Here is a 17,339-nt window from a genome sequence, read left to right as displayed (position 1 = left end):
CAGGGCTGGTCCGGCGCGCCGCTCCCCCGGCGCGCCGGACCACTCAGTCGGCCGGATCCAGTGCGCCGACCACGTCGCCGACGACCACCACGGCCGGCGGCCGCAGTCCGGCGGCGGCGGCCTCGCCGGCCACGGCACCCAGGGTCGACGTCAGCGCCCGCTGGGCACCGGTGGTCGCCTCCTGCACCACCGCCGCCGGGGTGTCTGCGGCACGGCCGTTGGCGAGCAGCGTCTCGGCGATCGCCGGCAGGTTCTTCAGCCCCATCAGCACCACCAGGGTGCCGCGCAGCCGGGCGAGCGCCGGCCAGTCCACAAGCGACAGCCGGTGCCCCGGCGGCAGGTGGCCGGAGACCACGGTGAACTCGTGGGCCACCCCCCGGTGGGTGACCGGGATACCAGCGGCGGCGGGTGCCGCGACCGAACTGCTCACACCGGGCACCACCGACACCGGTACGCCCGCCTCGACGCAGGCCAGCAGTTCCTCGCCGCCCCGACCGAAGACGTACGGGTCGCCGCCCTTGAGGCGGACCACTGTGGATCCGGTCCGGGCCCGGTCCACCAGGATCCGGTTGATCTCCTCCTGGGCGGCGGCTGGGCCGTACGGGATCTTCGCGGCGTCGACCAGTTCGACCCGGGCGGGCAGCTCGTCCAGCAGCAGCCCGGGCACCAGCCGGTCGGCGACCACCACGTCGGCTTCGGCGAGCATGCGGCGGCCCTTCACGGTGATCAGTTCCGGGTCGCCGGGGCCGGCGCCGACCAGGACCACCCGGCCGGTCGGGCCGGCGCCGGCGGTGGCCGGTGCCGTCCCGATGGTGCCGGCGACCGGGATGGTGCCGTCGGCCAGCCGCTGGTCGATCGCGTCCCGGACCCGGACCGCCCGCTGCGGGTCGCCGCCGCCGAGCACCGCCACGGTCACCGGGCCGTGCCGGGTCACCGCCGGGGTCCAGGCGGTCGCCTCGGTCCGGTCGTCGGCCCGTACGCAGAACACCCGCCGGGGCTCGGCGGCGGCGCTGACTTCGGCCGCCGCCGCCGGGTCGTCGACCGCGACCTGGACCAGCCAGGCCCCGTCGAGGTCACCGGGCTGGAACCGCCGCTGCCGCCAGCCCAGCCGCCCGGCGGTGACCAGCCCGTGCAACGCCGGAGTCAGCTCGGGTGACACGACGAGCACGTCGGCTCCGGCGTCCAGCAACGCCGGCACCCGCCGGGTGGCGACCGCGCCGCCGCCGACCACCAGCACCCGCCGGCCGTCCAGCCGCAGCCCCAGTGGGTAGAGGTTCACTTCTCGGAAACTCCCGCCGCGTCGAAGGTGGCCACCTCGTGCAGGACCCGGACCGCACTGGCCACCATCGGCCAGGCGAGCAGGGCGCCGGTGCCCTCTCCCAGGCGCAGCTCCAGATCGACCAGGGGGTGCAGGCCGAGCTGGCGCAGCCCAACGGTAGCCCCCGGCTCCACCGAACGGTGCCCGGCGACCATCGCGGCGGTGGCGTGCGGGGCCAGGGCCGCCGCGGCCAGCGCGGCGGCCACCGCGCTGACCCCGTCCAGGATCACCGGGATCCGCCGGGCGGCGGCGCCGAGCAGGAAGCCGCAGAGCGCGGCGTGTTCCAACCCGCCGAGGGCGGCCAGCACATCGACCGGGTCGGCCGGGTCCGGCCGGTGCCGGCGCAGCGCCGCGTCCACCACCGACACCTTCCGCTGGTACGTCTGCTCGTCGATTCCGGTGCCCCGACCGGTGACGTCAGCCGCCGCCGCACCAGTGAAGCCGGCGATCAGGGCCGCCGCCGCGGTGGTGTTGGCGATCCCCATGTCACCGGTGAGCAGGCTGGCGGCGCCACAATCGTGCAGGTCGCCGGCGACCCGGATACCCACCTCGATGGCCGTACGGGCCTCGTCGACGGTCATCGCCGGCCCGCTGGACAGGTCGGCGGTGCCGGGGCGTACCCGGGCCGACACGAGCCCGTCGGCGGGCTCCAGCGGCGCGGCCACGCCCACGTCGACCACGGTGACGCTGGCCCCCATCTGCCGGGCGAAGGCGTTCACCACCGCACCGCCGGCCAGAAAGTTGGTCACCATCTGTGCGGTGACCTCCTGCGGCCAGGGGGTGACCTGCTGCCGGTGCACCCCGTGGTCGGCGGCGAAGACGGCCACCGCGCCGGGCTCGGGCAGCGGTGGCGGGCAGGCCGCGGCGAGGCCGGCGAGCCGCACCGAGAGCGCCTCCAGCGCGCCGAGTGAGCCGGCCGGCTTGGTCAGCCGGGCGTGCAGTGCCCGGGCCTGAGTCATCGCGTCGTCGTCCGGTGGCTGGACCTGCGCCAGGGTCGCCTCGATCAGTGCACCGGTCGGGCCGTCGGGCATCAGTCCTCCAGGGTGGTCGACAATACGGAGACGAAGGCGTCGGTGGTGGCAGTGTCCCGTACCGCGATCCGCAGCCAGTCGACACCCAGCCCGGGAAACGTGTCACCGCGACGTACCGCGTAACCCCGCGCACGCAGCCGGTGCCGCACCCGCTGCGCGCCGACGACGTGGATCAGGACGAAAGCGCTGGCCGGGGTGCCGGCCACGGTGACCCCGGGCAGTTCGGCGAGCCGTCGGACCAGGTGGGCGCGCTCGGCGGCGAGCGCGGCGGCGAACCGGCGTTCGGCGCCTACCGCACGGCGGCTGGCGCACATCTCGGCGGCGACCAGCGCCGGAGTGGCGACCGGCCACAGCGGCGCCGCAGTGGCGAGCCGGCGCAGCAGCGGTGCCGGGCCGAGCAGGTAGCCGATCCGCAACCCGGCCAGTCCCCAGGTCTTGGTCAGGCTGCGCACCACGACGAGTCCGGGCAGGTCGCGTCGGTCGGCCAGCGACTGCGGTTCGCCCGGTACGCCGGCGGCGCAGGTGGTGTCGGCGAACGCCTCGTCGACGACGACGACCCGGCCGGGTCGGGTGAGCGCGGCGACCGTCTCGGCGGGGTGCAGCACCGACGTGGGGTTGGTCGGGTTGCCGATGAGCACCAGGTCCGCGTCGGGCGGGACGAGGCCGGGGTCGAGGGTGAAGCCGGTGTCGGCGGACAGCAGCACCCGGTCGACGCGGTGCCCGGCGTTGCGCAGGGCGGCTTCCGGCTCGGTGAACTGCGGGTGCACCACCACTGGGCGGCGGGCGCCGCGCAGCGCCTGGGCGATCAGTACGAAGCCCTGGGCGGCGCCGGCGGTGAGCAGCACCTCGCTGGCGGGCCGGCGGTGCCGGGCGGCGACGGCCGCGACAGCGGCCCGCTGGTCGGGGTAGCGGGCAAGATCGCGCAGACTGGCTCGGACCGGTTCGGTCAGCCAGCGCGGCGGTTCGCCGACGCGGACGTTGACCGCCAGGTCGATCAGGCCGGGGGTGGCCTCGACGTCGCCGTGGTGCCCGAGATCGTACTCCTGCATGGTGGCGATCATGCCGGGCGGGCGAGATGAAATCGACGAAGGGTGACGCTTGTGACACGATTCGTCTTATGGTTTTAATCCTTTTGGTCACTTTTTGTGGCTGTCCGGCTTAGCTTTGGGCCGTGAGAAAACGCACCCGCCATCCCGCTCGCCGTGGCCGCCTCATCCAACTGCTCCGGGCCGGTCTGATCGCCGGTGTCGTGGTCGCCGCCGCCGCGTACCCGATGGCCGCCGTCGCCGGCCTCGGCATCATCGCCAGCACCAAGGCGATCGACCAGATCCCCAGCGAGCTGCACGACGCCCAGCCGGCCCAGACGTCGTACGTCTACGCCGCCGACGGCAAGACCCTGGTGACGATGTTCTACGAGGAACACCGCAAGTACGTACCGCTGACCGAGATGTCGCCGTTCATCCAGCAGGCCATCGTCGCCTCCGAGGACAACCGGTTCTACCAGCACTCCGGCGTCGACCCGAAGGGCGTCGCCCGGGCGTTCGTCGCCAACCAGCAGGCCGGCGGGGTGTCCCAGGGCGGCTCCACGCTGACCATGCAGTACGTCCGGCTCGCCCTGCAGCAGACCGCTCAGAACCCGCTGGAGCTGCAGGCGGCCACGGCACAGACCCCCGGCCGCAAGATCCGGGAGATCCGGATCGCCATGGAGCTCGAGAAGCAGATGTCCAAACCGGAGATCCTGGAGCGGTACCTCAACGCCGCCTACTTCGGCCACCGGGCGTACGGCATCTACGCCGCCGCGGAGATCTTCTTCTCCAAACACCCGAAGGCGCTGACCGCCAGCGAGGCCGCGCTGATCGCCGGACTGGTCAAGGCGCCGTCGGAGTACGACCCGGCGACGTCGGACCAGAGCGCGGCCACCGAGCGACGCAACTACGTCATCGACCGAATGGCCGACCTGGGCTACCTCTCCCCGGTCGCGGCCGAGCAGGCCAAGGCCGAACCGATCCGGCTCAACCTGAGCACCCCGCCGAACGAGTGCGTGTCGGTGCCGCAGGAGCACAACGACTGGGGCTTCTTCTGCGACTACCTCAAATCCTGGTGGATGAGCCAGAAGGCGTTCGGCGACAGCCCGTCGGAGCGGCTGGCCAACCTGCGCACCGGCGGGTACCGGATCGTCACCAGCCTCGACCCCGGGACCCAGAAGGTCGCCCAGGAGCAGGTCACCTCCCGGGAGTCGATCGGCAGCCCGTTCGCGCACGGCCTGGTGGCGGTCGAACCCGGCACCGGCCACGTCAAGGCGATGGCGGTCAACCGGGTCTACTCACTCGACCAGGCCGACAACGGCCAGCACTCCAACCCCAACCTGCGGGAGAAGGTCAAAGGCAACTACCCGAACACGGTGACCCCGCTGCTCGGCGGCGGCGACCTGCCCGGGTACCAGGCCGGCTCGACCTTCAAGATGTTCACCATGCTGGCCGCGCTGGACGCCGGGATGCCGTTGCGCTCCGGGTTCAACGCGCCGCACCGGATCAACTCCATCTACGACGGCGGCCAGGGCACCAGCAGCTGCGGCGGACGCTGGTGCCCCAGCAACGCCGACGGGTCGATGGCCGGCTTCCACTACATGTGGTCCGGCTTCGGCAAGTCGGTCAACACCTACTTCGTCTGGCTGCTGCAGCAGGTCGGCGCGGAGAAGGCGGTGCAGATGGCCGAGCGGCTCGGGCTGCGTTGGCGCACCGATGTCGACCGGCGCAACGCCTCACCGGAGCACGCCAGCAGGTGGGGTGCGTTCACCCTCGGCGTCTCCGACGTGACCCCGCTGGAGATGGCGAACGCGTACGCCACCATCGCCGCCGACGGCAGCCACTGCGAGGACTCGCCGGTGCTGGCGGTGGAGAACCCGGACGGTACCCCGGTCACCTACCGGGCGTTGACCGGGGTGGACGTCGAGGTGGCCACCCCGCGCTGCCGGGCGGTTTTCTCCCCCGACGTGGCCCGAGCCGCCACCGACGCCGCCCGCTGCCCGGTCGGTGACCGCCCGGCCACCGGCGGCTGCGGCGGCTGGGCCACCGCCGAAGGTGTCGCCAAGGCGGTGGGGCGCCCGGTTGCCGGCAAGACCGGTACCACCGACAGCACCCGGTCCGCCTGGTTCACCGGCTACACCCCGGAACTCGCCGTGGCCAGCTTCATCGCCGACCCGGACAACCCGTTCAACGCGGTCGGCGACTGGCAGTCGCAGAAGCCGGTGGACTCCGCCGCCGGCACGTTGAAGAACGCCCTCAAGGACAAGCCGGTACGCCAGTTCACCCCGCCGTCAGCCGAGATCGTCGGTTGAGGACACCAGCACCGGCTCGGTGTCCTCGTCGTCGCCGACCGACGGCGGCCGCGGCCCGGGCGGATGCGGCGCAGGTGGATGCGGCGGCACGGGCGGCCCGGGATCACCGACCGGGGAGCCGGGCCCGGGGCGGCCGTCGGCGGCGGCGACCACCAGTCGCCGGGCGATCTCCGGTGCCCCCGCCCAGTGCAGCGTCAACTGGGAGGCGTGCACCCGACGCCAGACGAAGCCCTCCGGCACCCCGTTGCCCCACGTCCATGCGGGGGTGTGCCCGGCACGCGGGGAAACCACCATCTGGTGCTGCTTGTAGCCGATCAGTCGACCACCGAGCGGCGCGACCGGGGTGGCCGCCCGCGACGTCGCCTCCCGATAGCCGACGATCATCCGGTCGGTGGTCGACGCCGCCGCGTCGAACACCTCACCCATCGGCCGCCCGTCACACTCCCGGACCAACCAGAGCAGCCCGGTCCCCTCGGCCAGCACCGGCCGACCGGACCGGGCCAGGTCGGCCACCGCGAGGGTCAACGCCCGGTTCGCCGACAACTCCGGCAGGTAGGTCTCCGGCAGCCCGCCGGGCAGCACCAGCGCCGCCGTCGCCTCCGGCAACGACTCGTCCCGTAGCGGATCGACCGGCACCACCGCGGCACCGGCGGCGGTGAGCAGTTCGACCGTCTCCGCGTAGCCGTAGATCAGCTCAGCGGTGCCGGCGACCGCGATCACCGGACGCCGGGCCGGCAGCGGTGCCGGCGGCACCCCGGCCGCCTCGGCCTCGGCGGCCAACGCGTCCCCGGCGGTCCACTCCGGCACCGGCAGCGGCGGCGCCGACCGGGCCATCGCCAGCACCAGGTCCAGGTCGACGGCCGCGTCCACCGCCTCACCGAGCCGGCGGATCAGCCGTACCGTGTCGATGCTGTGGTGGGCGACCGGCACCACCCCGGCCGGGCGCGGAATCCCCGCCGGCAGTTCGCCCCGGTGCAGCGCGCCGAGCACCGGCACACCGATCTCGTCCAACGCGGTACGGAGCACCTGTTCGTGCCGCGCCGAGCTGACCCGGTTGAGGATCACCCCGCCGAGCCAGAGCAGTTCGTCGTACGCCCGGAAGCCGTGTACCAGCGCGCCCACCGACTGGCCCATCGTCGCCGCGTCCACCACCAGCAGCACCGGGGCGCGCACGGCGGTGGCGACGGTGGCTGTGGACGGGCTGTCCGGCCGGCTGCCGAGGCCGTCGAACAGCCCCATCGCCCCGGCGACCACGGCGATGTCGGCTCCGGCCGCACCATGCGCCAGCAGCGGACCGATCCGCCCGGAGCCCACCAGCATCGGGTCCAGGTTGCGGCCTGGACGCCCGGCGGCGGCACCCAGGTACGCGGCGTCGGTGTGGTCCGGCCCGACCTTGAGCCCGGCGGTGCTCAGCCCTCGGTGCCGCAGCGCGGCCAGCAGGCCGATCGCCACCGACGACTTGCCGTGGCCGGACGCGGGGGCGCTCACCACCAGGCGGGGCAGGGACGGCATCTGCGACTCCTCTGTACGTACGGGTGGCGGGCGGTCCCGGGCCCGACGGACGCCCGGTGGGGTCGGCCGGACCGCCACCGGCGGCATCGGTGGAACAGCCGCAAGACGATACCCGGTAGTCTCCGCCATGTGTACCGGTTCCTGCTGACGCCCCGGTGGCTGGGCTACCTCGCGGTGGCCCTGGCCGCCGCGGCGGTGATGGTTCAGCTGGGAAACTGGCAGCTCGACCGCTACCACCAGCGCAGCGCGGTCAACGACCGGATCGACGCCGCCGGGCAGCAGACCCCGGTCGAGCTGACCCGGGCCGCCGGCCGCCCCGGTCCGGCGCCCGGCCAGGCCGGCGAGGCGCCGCCGGACTCGGCGACCTGGACCAGGGTGACCGCCGTCGGGCGCTACGACAGCGACAACGACGTGCTGGTCCGCAGCCGTTCGGTGAACAGCCGGGTCGGCTACGAGGTACTCACCCCGCTGGTGCTTGCGGACGGCTCCGCCGTGCTGGTCGACCGGGGCTGGATCCCGCCGGACGACACCGGGCTCGCCGTCGCGCCGCCGGTGCCGCCGGCACCGCCCGGCGAGGTGAGGGTGACCGGGCTGCTGCGCCAGCCGGAGCCGATGTCCGGCTCGGTGACCCGCCAGGACGGCACGCTGCAGACCCGGCGGATCGCCACCCCGGTACTCGCCGCTGAGTTGCCCTATCCGATCTACGGCGGCTATGTGCTGCTGCAGGAGCAGGATCCGCCGGCCGACCCGGTCTTCGTCGCCGTACCGATCCGGCACGAGAACAGCTGGCAGAACGGCGGCTACGTGGCCCAGTGGTGGATCTTCGCGGCGATGACCCTGGCCGGTTTCGGCTGGCTGGCCCGGCGCGAGGCACACAACCGGCGGCGGCCGGCCGCCGCCAGCGGTGACCGGGCCGCAGGCGCCGGAGGCGGTGCCGGCCCGGTCGACCGGCGTTCGCCTGCCGTACGGTGAGCTCGACGGACCCGACGCCCGGTAGCCTGGCCCGCCGGCTCGGCACCGGCGACGCGGTGGTCGTCGGTCTCGGCGCGATGATCGGCGCCGGGGTGTTCGCCGCGCTCGCCCCGGCGGCGGCCGCCGCTGGCGGCTGGCTGCTGGCCGCGCTCGGCGTCGCCGCCGTGGTGGCCTACTGCAACGCGATGTCGTCGGCGCGGCTGGCCGCCCGCTACCCGGAGTCCGGCGGCACCTACGTGTACGGCCGGCAGCGGCTCGGCGACCTCTGGGGCCACCTCGCCGGCTGGGGTTTCGTGGTCGGCAAGACCGCCTCGTGCGCGGCGATGGCGCTCACCGTCGGCAGCTACCTGGCACCGGCGTACGCCCGGCCGGTCGCGGTCGCGGCGGTGGTCGCGCTCACCGCGCTGAACCTGTTCGGCGTGCACCGGTCGGCGCTGGCCACCCGGATCATCGTCGGTGTCGTGCTGGTGGTGCTGGCGGCGGTGGTGGTGGCCGGGCTGCTCGGCGGCACCGGTCCGGTCGTCGGCGCGGCGGGCGGCGGACCGGTCGATGGTTGGAGCGTGCTGCAGGGCGCCGGCCTGCTCTTCTTCGCCTTCGCCGGCTACGCCCGGATCGCCACCCTCGGCGAGGAGGTCCGCGACCCGCAGCGCACCATCCCGCGGGCGATCCCGATCGCGCTGGGCCTCACCCTGGCGGTGTATGCGCTGGTCGCGGTCGCCGCGCTGCGGGCGCTGGGCCCGGCCGGGCTGGCCGACACGCCGGCACCGCTGGCCGCCGCCGTGTCCCAGGCCGGTGCCGGCTGGTTGACCCCGGTGGTACGCATCGGCGCGGCCACGGCGGCGCTCGGCGCGCTGCTGGCGTTGATCCTCGGGGTGTCCCGGACCGTGTTCGCGATGTCCCGGGGCCGGCATCTGCCGGCCGGGCTGGACGCCGTACACCCACGGCGGCAGGTGCCGCACCGGGCGGAGATCGCGGTCGGGGTCGCGGTGGTCGCCCTGGTCTGTGTGGCCGACCTGCGCGAGGCGATCGGCTTCTCGTCGTTCGGCGTACTGATCTACTACGCGGTGGCCAACGCCGCCGCGTTGACCCTGCGCCGTGACGAGGGCGCACTGCCGAAGGCCGTGCCGGTGGTCGGAATCGCCGGTTGTCTGCTGCTGGCCGCCACCCTGCCCGGCACGGCTGTGCTCACCGGGCTGGCCGTGGTAGCTGTCGGCGTCGTCGTCTGGTGGGCCGGTCGCGGCGTCCGCGCCCGCCGCTGAACGGTGCCCGGCAGCGAGGGAACCCACATGGTTGTCTCAGAGCCGGTTTCACGACAATGACGGTTCCCTCGACGGCCGGACGTGGACCTACCGGTCCCGCTGTCCGGGGCGCCAGCACCCGGCAGCGGGACCGGCGGTGTCAGAAGCCGCGGGCGAGCCGGTGGTACGCCTGGCTCCAGCGCAGCTCGGCGGCGAACCGCCGGACCGTCGTATCGGCGTCGATGACCGCCAGTTCGGTGCCGGTCATCTCGGCCAGGTCGTGCAACTCGTCCACCCCGACAGCCTGGGAGAGGACGGTGTGGTGCGGGCCGCCGGCGGTCAGCCATGCCTCGGCCGACGTCGGCAGGTCCGGCTCGGGGCGCCACACCGCCCGGGCCACCGGCAACTTCGGCAACGGCTGTGCCGGCGGCACGACCTCTATCTCGTTGGCCACCAGGCGGAACCGTTCGCCCAGGTCGACCATGCCGAGCACGACGGCCCGGCCGGGTGCGGCGTCGAAGACCAACCGAACCGGGTCCTCCCGGCCGCCGATGCTCAGCGGGTGGATCTCACACGACGGGGTGTCTGCGGCGATGCTCGGGCAGACCTCCAGCATGTGCGCCCCGAGGATCCGCTCCTCGCCGGGCGTCAGGTCGTAGGTGTAGTCCTCCATGAACGACGTACCACCGGAGGTGCCGACGGACATGGCCTTGAGGGTGCGCACCAGTACGGCGGTCTTCCAGTCGCCCTCACCACCGAAGCCGTAGCCGTCGGCCATCAGCCGTTGCACCGCCAGACCGGGCAGCTGCCGCAGCCCGCCCAGATCCTCGAAGTTGGTGGTGAAGGCCCGGAAGCCGCCCTCGGTCAGGAAGCCGCGCAGACCCAGCTCGATGCGGGCGGCGTAGCGCAGCGAGTCGTGCCGGTTGCCGCCGGCCCGCAGTGCCGGGTCCACCCGGTACCGCTGCTCGTACTCGTCGACGAGGACCTTGACGTCGGGGTCCGGCACCGCGTCGACCGCCTCGACGAGCTCGTTCACCCCGTACGTGTTGACCGAGACGCCGAACCGGACCTGTGCCTCCACCTTGTCGCCTTCGGTGACCGCCACGTTGCGCATGTTGTCGCCGAACCGGGCCAGCTTCAGTGACCGCAGCTCGGTGTGGCCGATCGCGGCCCGCGCCCAGCCGGCGATCCGACCGACGACCCGGGGGTCGCTGACGTGCCCGGCGACAGTCTTGCGGGCCACCCCGAGCCGGGTCTGCACGTAGCCGAACTCGCGGTCGCCGTGCGCGGCCTGGTTCAGGTTCATGAAGTCCATGTCGATCTCGGCCCACGGCAGCGTCACGTTCGCCTGGGTGTGCAGGTGCAGCAGCGGCTTGCGCAGCGCGTCCAGGCCGGAGATCCACATCTTCGCCGGGGAGAACGTGTGCATCCAGGCGACCACCCCGACCACGCCGGGTTCGGCGTTGGCGGCGAGGCAGACCCGCAGGATCTCCTCCGGGCTGGTCAGCACCGGCTGCCAGACGATCTTGACCGGCAGCCCGTCGGCGTCGTCCAACCGCCGGGCGATCTCCTGGGACTGCTCAGCCACCTGCTGCAACGTCTCCGGACCGTACAGCCCTTGGCTGCCGGTCAGGAACCACACCTGCGCCGACCGCATCGATGCCTCCATCACCACGGATCCCCCCTGTGCCACACTTCTCGGTCCCATCTGGACAATCTCTGCCGGCTGCGGTTCACCGCTGGCCGTACACGTTCTGGTAGCGCTCGTACAGCGCGTCGACCGCCGCCTGCGGCAGCGGCTCGACCGGACCGAGCTGGCGGGCCAGGTGGATGGTGCGGGCCACGTCCTCGCACATCACCGCCGCCTTCACCGCCGCCTTCGCGGTCGCGCCGATGGTGAACGGGCCGTGCTGGCGCATCAGCACCGCCGGTGACCGGTGGCCGGACAGCGTCTCGACGATGCCCCGGCCGATCGCATCGGAGCCGATCAACGCGAACGGCCCGACCGGGATCTCGCCGCCGAACTCGTCGGCCATCGCCGTCACCGCGCACGGGATCGGCTCGCATCGGGCTGCCCAGGCGGTGGCGTACGGGCTGTGCGTGTGCACCACTCCGCCGACGGACGGCATGTGCCGGTAGACGTACGCGTGCGCCTCGGTGTCGCTCGACGGCGCGTAGTCGCCCTCGACCAGCGCGCCGTCCAGGTCGGTGACGACCATGTGCGCCGGGGTGAGCTCGTCGTAGCTGACCCCGGACGGCTTGATCACCAGCAGGTCGGCGCCGGGCACCCGGGCCGAGACGTTGCCGCTGGTCCAGGTGACCAGTCCCCAGCGGGTCAGGTGCTCGTGCAGCCGGCACACCTCGGCGCGCAGTCGGGTGATCTCGGCGGCGATTTCGGCGGAGTGGATGGCGGTTGTCGTCGTCATTACGCGGATACCTCCCGGTCGGAGCGGGCGAGCGCGGCGTTGCGGATGTCCCGCAGCCGGTGCATCGCCTTGTCGGCACCGGTGCCGAAGTGGTCGTGCAGCAGCTGGTACTCGGCGTACAGCCGGTCGTAGCCGGCGGCGGCGTCGGGGTCGGGGCGGTAGACGGCGGTCTCCACCGCGCCCATCACCCCGGCGGCGGTGACCACGTCCGGGTACGCCCCGGCGGCGACCGCCGCGTGGATCGCCGAGCCGAGCGCCGGCGCCTGGTCGGAGCTGGCCACACTGACCGGCCGGCGCAGCACGTCGGCGTAGATCTGCATGATCAGCTTGTTTCGTTTCAACCCGCCGGCGACGACGAACTCGGTCACCGGCAGCCCGGCCCGTTCGAACGTCTCCACGATGGTCCGGGTGCCGAACGCGGTCGCCTCGATCAGCGCCCGGTAGATCTCGTCCGGCCGGGTGGCCAGGGTCAGCCCGACGATCAGCCCGGACAGGTGGTGGTCGACCAGGACCGACCGGTTGCCGCTGTGCCAGTCCAGGGCGACCAGCCCGTGCCCGCCGACCGGCTGCTCGGTGGCCTGCCGGGTGAGCAGGTCGTGCACGCTGAGTCCGAGGCGCGCGGCCTCGTCGTGCACCGCCGGCGGTACGCCGTTGTCGACGAACCAGGCGAAGATGTCACCGACGCCGGACTGGCCGGCCTCATAGCCGTACGCCCCGGCGGTGATGCCGCCGTCGACGACGCCGCAGATACCCGGGACCTCGACCAGGTCGGTGCCGTTCATCACGTGGCAGGTCGAGGTGCCCATCACGGCGAGCAGCTGTCCCGGTGCGACCGCGCCGGCCGCCGGCGGGGTGACGTGCGCGTCGACGTTGCCGACGGCCACCGCGATGCCGGCCGGCAGCCCGGTCCAGCCGGCGGCCTCGGCGGTCAACCCGCCGGCCCGGGCGCCCAGCGGCAGGATCGGATGTTCCAGCCGGGTGGCCGCGAAGTCGGCGAAGTCGGGGTGCAGCGCGGCCAGGTACGCCGGGTCCGGGTACCGGCCGTCCTGGTAGATACCCTTGTAGCCGGCGGTGCAGGCGTTTCGGGTCTCGGCGCCGCACAGCTGCCAGACGATCCAGTCGGCGGCCTCGATCCACCGCTCGGTGCGGGCGTAGACCTCCGGGTCCTCCTCCAGCACCTGCAACGCCTTGGCGAACTGCCACTCGGCGGAGATCTTGCCGCCGTACCGGCCGATCCACGGCTCGCCGCGCTGGTGGGCCAGGGCGTTGATCCGGTCGGCCTGTGGCTGCGCCGAGTGGTGCTTCCACAGCTTCGGCCAGGCGTGCGGCCGCTCGGCCAACTCGGGCAGCTGGCACAGCGGGGTGCCGTCGGCCAGGGTCGGCAGCACCGTGCACGCGGTGAAGTCGGTGGCGATGCCGATCACCTGTGCCGGATCCACGCCGGCGTCGGCGAGTGCCGCCGGCACGGCGTGGCGCAGCACGTCCCGGTAGTCCTCCGGGTCCTGCAGGGCCCAGTCCGGCGGCAGCGGTTTGCCGCTGGTGGGCAGGGCCCGGTCGATGACGGCGTTGCGGTACTCGTGCACCGCCGAGCCGGCTTCGGCGCCGTCGGCGACCCGGACCACGACGGCCCGCCCGGACAAGGTGCCGAAGTCGATGCCGATGGTGTACTGGTCGGTGTTCACCCGTTCTCCCTGTGGTGGATTCCTACCTGGCCACTATGGTGAGTCATCCGCGCCGCCGGGTGACCAGGCGTTGCAGGATGATGAAGGCGAACAGCAGCACCCCGATGACGATCTTCGTCCACCAGGAACTCAGATCCGCCTGGAAGGCGATGATCGTCTGGATGAGACCGAGCACCCCGACGCCGAGGACGGTGCCGAGCAGGTACCCCGATCCGCCGGTCAGCAGCGTGCCGCCGATCACCACCGCGGCGATCGCGTCGAGTTCCATTCCCTGGGCGTGCAGGCTGTAGCCGGAGAGCATGTAGAAGCTGAGCAGCACGCCACCGAGGGCCGCGCAGAACCCGCTGATGGTGTAGACGGCGATCCGGGTCCGCCCGGCCGGCAGCCCCATCAGCAACGCGGACTGCGGGTTGCCGCCGATCGCGTACACCTTGCGACCGAACGGCGTGTACGCCAGCACGAAGGCGGCGATCAGCACGACGACGAGCGCGATGACCACGCTGATCGAGATGAAGTAGCCGTCGCCGAAGCGGATCCGATGTTGCGCCGCCGCGGTCCAGAACGCGTCGGTGATCGGGATCGAGTCGCTGGTGATCAGGTGGCAGAGCCCCCGGGCGAAGAACATCCCGGCGAGGGTCACGATGAACGGCTGGATGTCGAAGAAGTGGATGATCAGACCCATCAGCAGGCCGAGCGTGGTGCCGATGAGCAGGACCAGCGGCAGCACCACACCGGCCGGCCAGCCTTCGCGCAGCAGTACGGCGGCGCAGACGGTGGTCAGGGCGACCACCGCGCCGACCGACAGGTCGATGCCGCCGGTGAGGATCACGAAGGTCATCCCGACCGCGACGACCAGCAGGAAGGCGTTGTCGACGAAGACGTTCAGCAGGATCTGCGGCTGGGCGAACCCGGTGTAGTTGAGCGCGCCGAGGCCGTACATGGTGGCGAGCAGGGTGAGCGTGGCGAGCACCGGCAGGTGCCGTTGCTGCGGCAGGTACCGCCGGGGGCGCACGGTCGGCGTCGGCGCGGTGGCCGTCGCCTGCCGGGGGTCGCTGACGTCGATCATGCCCGTACCTCCGCCTCTGCCGACGCCTCTGCCGACGCCGCCGGGCCGGCCTGCTGGGGCAGCCCGCCACCGGTGCCGTCCGGTCGCTTCCCGGGCGGCGAACCGGGCGGGGTTGCCGGCGGTCGGGCGGGCCCGCCTCGGCGGGTGATCCCGGCCAGTCGGGCGCGGAACGCCGACGACTGGGCCAGGCACAGCACGATGACCACGACCGCCTTGAACAGCAGGTTCGCCTGGCTGGGGATGCCGATGGTGTAGATGGTGATGTCCAGCGCCTTGATGATCACCGCGCCGAGGACGCTGCCGGCGAGGGAGAACCGGCCGCCGGTGAGCGCGGTACCGCCGATGACGACGGCGAGGATCGCGTCGAGCTCGATCAGATTGCCGGCGTTGTTGCCGTCGGCGCTGGAGACGTTGGAGCTGAAGATGAGTCCGGCGATGCCGGCGCACAGTCCGGCGAAGACGTACGCCAGGATGACGAGTTGCCGGGCGCGGATGCCGGCCAGCCGGCTGGCGGTCGGGTTGCCGCCGACCGACTCGACCAGCATGCCGAGCGCGCTGCGCCTGATCAGCAGCGCCGCGGCGGTGACCACCGCGACGACGATGAGCACCGACACCGGCAGGGTGAACGCGTAGCCGGCACCGATCACCTTGTACGGCGCCGAGTTGACGTTGATGATCTGCCCGTCGGTGATCAGCTGGGCCAGCCCTCGGCCGGCCACCATCAGGATCAGTGTGGCGATGATCGGCTGGATGCCGATCGCGGCGACCAGGGTGCCGTTCCAGAGGCCGAGCAGCATCGAGAGCCCGAGCGCCAGGGCGACGGCGAACAGCACACCGCCGACGCTGTTCTGGTCGGCCAGACCGCTGATGTGCAGGCAGGCGAGCGCGCCGGAGATGGCCATCACCGAGCCGACGGACAGGTCGATGCCGCCGGTGGCGATGACCACGGTCATCCCGACGGCGACCAGGACCAGCGGGGTGCTGGCCCGCAGGATGTCGATCAACGAGCCGTACAGGTGCCCGTCGCGAACCGTGATGGAGAAGAAGCTCGGGGTGAAGAACAGGTTGCTGACCAGCAGCACCACCAGGATCAGCACCGGCCAGAACAGCCGCTGCCGGACCAGGCCGGTCAGTCGTCGCTGCGCGTCGCTCATGCTGCCGCCTCCCCGGCGATGGTCCGCATGATCCGGTCCACGTCGACGCCCGCACCGTTGGCGAGCTGGTCGATCATCTGCCGGTCCCGCAGTACCGCGATCTTGTGGCTGAGCCGGAGGACCTCCTCCAGCTCGGCGCTGATGAACAGCACCGCCATGCCGCCGCCGGCCAGCTCGACCACCAGGCGCTGGATCTCCGCCTTGGCGCCGACGTCGATCCCCCGGGTCGGTTCGTCGACGATGAGCAGCTTGGGCTCGGTGATCAGCCACCGGGCCAGCAGCACCTTCTGCTGGTTGCCGCCGGACAGGTTACGGATCGGCAGCTCCGGGTCGGCCGGGCGGATCTGCAGCGCGGCGATGTACTTGGCGACCAGCTCGTCCTGGCGGCGACGCGGGATCGGTCGGGCCCACCCCCGGGCCGCCTGCATGGCGAGGACCAGATTTTCCCGTACGGTCAGGTCCTCGACCACGCCCTCGGCCCGGCGGTTCTCCGAGCAGAAGGCGATGCCGTTGGCCATCCCGGTCCGCGGGCCGCGCAGCGCCGTCGGCCTACCGGCGATGCTCAGCCGACCCCGCTCCGCCCGGTCGGCGCCGAACAGCAGTCGGGCCGCCTCGGTACGTCCCGATCCGAGCAGCCCGGCGAAGCCGACCACCTCGCCGGCGTGGATGGTCAGGTCGAACGGGGCGATCGCCCCGGACCGGCCGAGTCCGGTCGCCTCCAGCACCGGCTGGCCGCCCTCCAGGGTGGCCAGGTCCGGCTTGGACTCACCGTCGAGCTGCTCCAGCACGCTGAGGTCCTTGCCGATCATCTTGGCCACCAGCTCCAGCTGGCTCAGCTGCGCGACCGGCCACTCACCGATCAACCGGCCGTTGCGCAGCACGGTCATCCGGTCGGCGATCTCGTAGACCTGGTCGAGGAAGTGCGAGACGAACAGGATCGCCACCCCGGACTCCTTGAGCTGGCGGATCACCGCGAACAGCTGTTCCACCTCGGAGGCGTCCAGGCTGGAGGTCGGCTCGTCGAGGATGAGCACCTTGGCCGAGATGTCCACCGCGCGGGCGATGGCGACCATCTGCTGTACGGCGAGCGAGTGGCTGGACAGCGGTGCCGTCACGTCGATGTCGAGGTGCAGCCGGTGCAGCAGCTCGGCCGAGCGGCGCCGCATCGTGGCCCACCTGATCGTGCCGAACCGACGGGGCTCCCGGCCGATGAAGATGTTCTCCGCCACCGACAGGTTGGGGCAGAGGTTCACCTCCTGGTAGACGGTGCTGACCCCGGCCTGCTGGGCCTGCAGCGGGCCGGCGAACCGGACCTGCCGGCCGGCGAGCCAAATCTCGCCGCGGTCGATCCCGTAGACCCCGGTGAGAACCTTGATCAGGGTGGACTTGCCGGCGCCGTTCTCGCCCATCAGGGCGTGCACCTCGCCGGGGAACATCCGGAAGTCGACGTCGTCGAGCGCGACGACGCCGGGGAAGGTCTTGCCGATCCCGGTCATCTCCAGGATCGGCGCCTCGTCGGTCATCCGTACCTCTCACTGCTGTCGCTGCGTCCGGCCACCGCCGGCTTCAACGTCTGATCCGGCATGCTGGGCACGAGCCGGCG

12 protein-coding genes and 1 pseudogene are annotated in these 17,339 nt (G+C 72.6%); 3 read left to right on the top strand and 10 right to left on the bottom strand.

The window, feature by feature from the left end; translation table 11 throughout:
* Positions 1 to 43: 43 nt before the first annotated feature.
* From cobA to cobC, 3 genes and pseudogenes are all read right to left on the bottom strand, one after another.
* Positions 44 to 1,279 (bottom strand): uroporphyrinogen-III C-methyltransferase, encoded by a 1,236-nt coding sequence (gene cobA / locus ACFHWT_RS27200; protein ID WP_416597531.1) that lies wholly within the window; start codon positions 1,277 to 1,279, stop codon positions 44 to 46.
* The gene (cobT, locus tag ACFHWT_RS27195) at positions 1,276 to 2,325 is read right to left on the bottom strand and encodes a nicotinate-nucleotide--dimethylbenzimidazole phosphoribosyltransferase (RefSeq protein ID WP_416597547.1); all 1,050 of its coding nucleotides are present in this window, start codon (positions 2,323 to 2,325) and stop codon (positions 1,276 to 1,278) included. The genes cobA and cobT overlap by 4 nt, the downstream gene beginning before the upstream one ends.
* Before the next feature lie 23 nt (positions 2,326 to 2,348).
* Positions 2,349 to 3,440 (bottom strand): annotated as a pseudogene (gene cobC / locus ACFHWT_RS27190) (Rv2231c family pyridoxal phosphate-dependent protein CobC); the annotation flags it as partial.
* A gap of 182 nt (positions 3,441 to 3,622) precedes the next feature.
* On the opposite strand from cobC, the gene ACFHWT_RS27185 reads away from it, so the two are divergent.
* Positions 3,623 to 5,686 (top strand): transglycosylase domain-containing protein, encoded by a 2,064-nt coding sequence (locus tag ACFHWT_RS27185; RefSeq protein ID WP_416597546.1) that lies wholly within the window; start codon positions 3,623 to 3,625, stop codon positions 5,684 to 5,686.
* Here ACFHWT_RS27185 and ACFHWT_RS27180 read toward each other — a convergent pair.
* Complete coding sequence (locus tag ACFHWT_RS27180; RefSeq protein WP_416597530.1) at positions 5,666 to 7,198, bottom strand: cobyrinate a,c-diamide synthase; 1,533 nt, start codon at positions 7,196 to 7,198, stop codon at positions 5,666 to 5,668. The genes ACFHWT_RS27185 and ACFHWT_RS27180 overlap by 21 nt on opposite strands.
* Positions 7,199 to 7,327: 129 nt before the next feature.
* Between ACFHWT_RS27180 and ACFHWT_RS27175 the strand changes: the two genes are divergently transcribed.
* Positions 7,328 to 8,170: an SURF1 family protein gene (locus tag ACFHWT_RS27175; protein WP_416597529.1), complete on the top strand. Its 843-nt coding sequence runs from the start codon at positions 7,328 to 7,330 to the stop codon at positions 8,168 to 8,170.
* Positions 8,167 to 9,429: an APC family permease gene (locus ACFHWT_RS27170; RefSeq protein WP_416597528.1), complete on the top strand. Its 1,263-nt coding sequence runs from the start codon at positions 8,167 to 8,169 to the stop codon at positions 9,427 to 9,429. Before ACFHWT_RS27175 ends, ACFHWT_RS27170 begins: the two co-directional genes overlap by 4 nt.
* Before the next feature lie 139 nt (positions 9,430 to 9,568).
* On the opposite strand, the gene araA is transcribed toward ACFHWT_RS27170, so the two are convergent.
* The 6 genes from araA to ACFHWT_RS27140 form a co-directional block, all read right to left on the bottom strand.
* A complete protein-coding gene (gene araA, locus ACFHWT_RS27165; RefSeq protein ID WP_416597527.1) occupies positions 9,569 to 11,065 on the bottom strand; it encodes an L-arabinose isomerase in 1,497 nt (498 codons plus the stop codon).
* 76 nt (positions 11,066 to 11,141) lie between these two features.
* Positions 11,142 to 11,834, bottom strand: coding sequence for an L-ribulose-5-phosphate 4-epimerase (locus ACFHWT_RS27160; protein ID WP_416597526.1), 693 nt, complete (start codon positions 11,832 to 11,834; stop codon positions 11,142 to 11,144).
* Positions 11,834 to 13,516: a ribulokinase gene (araB, locus tag ACFHWT_RS27155; RefSeq protein ID WP_416597525.1), complete on the bottom strand. Its 1,683-nt coding sequence runs from the start codon at positions 13,514 to 13,516 to the stop codon at positions 11,834 to 11,836. The genes ACFHWT_RS27160 and araB overlap by 1 nt, the downstream gene beginning before the upstream one ends.
* 43 nt (positions 13,517 to 13,559) lie before the next feature.
* On the bottom strand, positions 13,560 to 14,582 hold the full coding sequence (gene yjfF, locus ACFHWT_RS27150; protein ID WP_416597524.1) for a galactofuranose ABC transporter, permease protein YjfF: 1,023 nt from the start codon (positions 14,580 to 14,582) through the stop codon (positions 13,560 to 13,562).
* Entirely contained in the window at positions 14,579 to 15,736 is a 1,158-nt protein-coding gene (locus tag ACFHWT_RS27145; protein WP_416597523.1) for an ABC transporter permease, read from the bottom strand. Before ACFHWT_RS27145 ends, yjfF begins: the two co-directional genes overlap by 4 nt.
* Complete coding sequence (locus tag ACFHWT_RS27140) at positions 15,733 to 17,259, bottom strand: sugar ABC transporter ATP-binding protein (protein WP_416597522.1); 1,527 nt, start codon at positions 17,257 to 17,259, stop codon at positions 15,733 to 15,735. The genes ACFHWT_RS27145 and ACFHWT_RS27140 overlap by 4 nt, the downstream gene beginning before the upstream one ends.
* Positions 17,260 to 17,339: the final 80 nt, after the last annotated feature.

This window comes from Micromonospora sp. LOL_021 (assembly GCF_048060215.1).
GTDB lineage: Bacteria > Actinomycetota > Actinomycetes > Mycobacteriales > Micromonosporaceae > Micromonospora_E.
Note: the sequence above shows the minus strand (reverse complement) of the source record. Positions and strands in the feature narration are given on the sequence as shown.

What these genes read in the sequence shown, in the direction of transcription:
- ACFHWT_RS27185 (WP_416597546.1), top strand. Translation starts at nt 3,623, where the DNA reads ATGGCCGCCGTCGCCGGCCTCGGCATCATCGCCAGCACCAAGGCGATC.
- yjfF (WP_416597524.1), bottom strand. Translation starts at nt 14,582, where the DNA reads ATGATCGACGTCAGCGACCCCCGGCAGGCGACGGCCACCGCGCCGACG.
- ACFHWT_RS27180 (WP_416597530.1), bottom strand. Translation starts at nt 7,198, where the DNA reads ATGCCGTCCCTGCCCCGCCTGGTGGTGAGCGCCCCCGCGTCCGGCCAC.
- ACFHWT_RS27145 (WP_416597523.1), bottom strand. Translation starts at nt 15,736, where the DNA reads ATGAGCGACGCGCAGCGACGACTGACCGGCCTGGTCCGGCAGCGGCTG.
- ACFHWT_RS27160 (WP_416597526.1), bottom strand. Translation starts at nt 11,834, where the DNA reads ATGACGACGACAACCGCCATCCACTCCGCCGAAATCGCCGCCGAGATC.
- araA (WP_416597527.1), bottom strand. Translation starts at nt 11,065, where the DNA reads ATGCGGTCGGCGCAGGTGTGGTTCCTGACCGGCAGCCAAGGGCTGTAC.
- ACFHWT_RS27140 (WP_416597522.1), bottom strand. Translation starts at nt 17,259, where the DNA reads ATGACCGACGAGGCGCCGATCCTGGAGATGACCGGGATCGGCAAGACC.